Here is a 3564-nt window from a genome sequence, read left to right as displayed (position 1 = left end):
TACCTGGTCGGCATTGCCCGCACCATTAAGATTTGATGATTGGCTCATATCCGGTTTTTTATTTAAACGAGTAGACCGGATATTGACCTGCTTCAATGTAGTGGTGTCGGTACCTGCATATCTGCGCGTGGTAACAACAATTATCGGCGTGTTTGAATTGGGTTGAAAGATGAGGCGTACGCTTTCTATTTCCTGTGGATAAAATACAGATAACGTATTTCTGTCGCGCCAGGCCCCGTCAACTACAACTTTTCCTTGATTTTCCGGCACTACAACCGAATTAATAGCATTGCCATTTGATACACGAGATCCCCAATAACTTACTTTGGTTTCGGGTTCAATTTCGCGGAGGGCTTCTTCCAATGAAAGATATATGTTATTGTGCACGCGTTTCATATCTACAAGGCGCTGCTCATAGGTGCCGTAATTATCTAAATTGTCATCTTTCGCTTTTTTCTTTCCCTTTATTATTACCTCTTTTATTTTTAGACTATCCTTAACGGTTACAGGTTGAGTTAAGTTTGTATCATTTAATTGTTGGCCAAATGTACCTGCTGAAACAGCATCCGCCTGTTTATAATTACTTCGTTTTTCAACTTTAGCAAAATCGGGCTGCTTAACAAAAATGGATACATTTTTGCCGTTATTTTGCTTGCGGGCTTGTACTACGATCTTGGCAGTATCAGATATTTCAACATTTGTAAATTTAAAGTTGCCGTTAATATCTGCTGTTGTATCCCTGTAAAAGTTTTCACGGCTTGCAAACAGGCTTACCTTACCCATTGGCAGCGGTTTGCCGCCTGGGGTCTTAATTGAACCTTCCAGTTGCAGCGTTTGCTCCGCAGGGTACGTGGTTACTAAGGGCTTATTGTTTAATAATTGCTTCCATTCAAAACTCCGGTATCCCTGGGTAAGCATAAGCATATCAAGGTCATCACGCTTTTGATCAGTTATATTGATAAAATAATAGTTAGGCTTTTCTATATATCCTTTTAATTCAGATGTAAGCAGCAAATTGTTTAAAATAGTACTTTCCTCGTCTTCATTTACACCAACCCGGCTTTCGTTGATTACAGCCACTGAAAAACTGCCGGATGCCGGGTTATTGTTATTATCTACAGCAAGAAGATTGATGGCTACCTTTTGCCGCGGCATAAATTTTTGACCGGGCAGATCAGCGGTTAATTTCAGTGTATCATTTTTGCTTATAAATGCTATGCGCTCATTAAGAGGTTCTCCGTCTTGGCTAAACAGTGTAAACCTGTAAATACCTGATGGAAAACGACGTTTATTTATGCGCATGATATACGTAGGTTCGTCAAGGTTAAAGGATGTAGCATAATAGATCTGTCCATTGGTTTCACCAATTAAATAATATTTGGCGTGTTGTTTGGCAGCAAAAGTAGCAGAGGCCGAGTTTACTTTTATATTAATGCTGTCGGCCATGCGGTTATTTACGGTTAAAACAAATCCATCGTTTTGGGCTTTGGGTAAATCGGCCCCGAAAGTGTGTCCCTGGCTATCTTTTATTTGGGCCTTGTATGTTTTGCCCGTTTGCGGGGTAAGGGCAAATATACCCATGCCCAGGTGTTGTGTATTAAAATCAGCAACCTCGTTACCTTCGTTATCTGTTATTATCCCGGAAACGTCTTCGCCTGCGCCGCTTTTGTTTACCGCTTTAATTGCCACTTTTGAGCGTAAGCCGTTAACGAGCTGCCCTCCTTCCGGAAAAAATTGCACATCGGGATTTATAATATTTTTATTTGCTTCTTCGGTTAACAGCGCCAGCTTTCCTATTCTTACTTTTTGATCATAAAAAGCGGGATAATGTTTATTACGCATCCAATTGGTGTAAGCCCTTATCCGGTATGTGCCGGCACCATATGAAGAGGCGATTGTAAAATCACCCCATGTTACACCCGCGTCGAGTTGTAAATTGATCCGCTTAAGCACGGAGTCAACGGGGCTAATCAGTTCAACATGCAGTATCCCGCTTATTTCAGAAGGTTTATGATCTGCACCTGAAACTGTGTAAGCTTTAAACCAAATAGTATCTCCGAGATTATACGAGGGCCTGTCAAGATGAAGATATACCTTTTCGGTTGGGTTCGATGATAATTGCCTGTTTAGCAAGTTTGATGTTTTGCCTAAAAAAGAGCTGTCTGTTTGTGCATATAGTTGTGCAAACGAAAAAGCAAAGCAAGCTAATATTAAATAGCGCAGATATTTCATAAGGTTTAAAGTAATGCCAATATATTGGTTTTTATTGACTATAACCAGTACAGAAGTTTTAAATATTAGCCTTATTATAAACCGTATTTGTTTAAAGTATGTTTACTATTCCACCTTATATCTGTAAACCTGCCTGCCTAAATTGCCTTCGGCGTCAATACCTTCAATTATTACGCGGTACGTGCCTTTAGCGTCGGCATTAAAAAAGCTGAGTGATGTATTGCCGTCTTTGTCTGTTAACAGGCCCGGCGCCCAGTAAATGGTGCTGCGCAGGTCTTGCATTTGAGCATTGGTTTTAGGATCATCGTACTTAGGCGCATAAAATTCTCTCGCTCTATAATACCCCTTAGGTGCATAGGTAACAATTCCCGGAGCGTATTTGTTGTAAACAGTTTCGCCGCCGCGCTTAGTTGTAATTACTAAAACACCACCTCCGCCTCTTGAACCATAGATAGCCGTGTTACCAATTGTCCTTAATACCTCAACAGTGGCAACGTCACTTGGGGTTAAGTTATCCAGGAAATCAGATTCAACATAAGTGCCGTCCAAAACGATTTGCATTGGTGTATTTGGGCTGCGGGTTGAATAGGGGATCCCATTCCTGAATGTCACAAAATTAAGCCTGCCCTGTAGTACCTGTGAAAGCATTCCGCCGCCGTACATCAGGTCTTTACTGGTAAGTGTCTGATCTGCATTGCCTGGGCCATTAAGGTTAGCAGAGTTTTTAAAAGGGTTTTCCCGTTTCTCACGGATAACTACTTCTTTTAATACAATGGTATGATTGCCTATGCCGTATTTTACCTGCTCGTCATATAGTTTTTTACTATTCAGGAGATAAGCGGATGCCCCATCATTGATGTTCACCTGCAGATCGGGGGCGTTTTTATTAGGCCCTACAGGCTGTGGTGTTACATTATCAAGGGTAATGTCGAGGTTTTTGCGGTCTTTGGCCGTACGGGCCTGGATCACAAACTTGATGCTGTCCCTGAAAACAAGATCTTTGAAAGTGAACTTACCATTGGCATCGGCAACGGTATCAATAATAAAAGTTCCTCCTGATGATGAAAACAAGGTGACTTTGCCGTTGGGTACAGGTTTACCGCCAAAAGTTTTGAGATGACCTGTTACTTCAAGTGATCTTTCGGGCTTGAAAACAATCGGTGTAAATTTATCAGCCAGCAGTTGTTTCCATTCAAAACGATGATAGCCTTGTGTAAGCATCAATACATCGAGATTGGCTTTGGTTTCGTTACTTACATTGGTAAAGTAATAGTTTGGCTTTTCAATATAGCCTTTCAGATCGGATGTAAGCAACAAGGTCGAAAATATAGA

At 41.1% G+C, this 3564-nt stretch carries 2 pseudogenes; both read right to left on the bottom strand.

What is annotated here, in order from left to right:
- Positions 1–2232, bottom strand: a pseudogene (locus tag VF500_RS30250) (hypothetical protein); the annotation flags it as partial.
- 105 nt (positions 2233–2337) lie between these two features.
- Positions 2338–3564: pseudogene (locus tag VF500_RS30245) on the bottom strand (TonB-dependent receptor); the annotation flags it as partial.

This window comes from Mucilaginibacter sp. (assembly GCF_036383575.1).
Classification (GTDB): Bacteria; Bacteroidota; Bacteroidia; order Sphingobacteriales; family Sphingobacteriaceae; genus Mucilaginibacter.
This window is presented reverse-complemented; position numbering and strand designations above follow the sequence as displayed.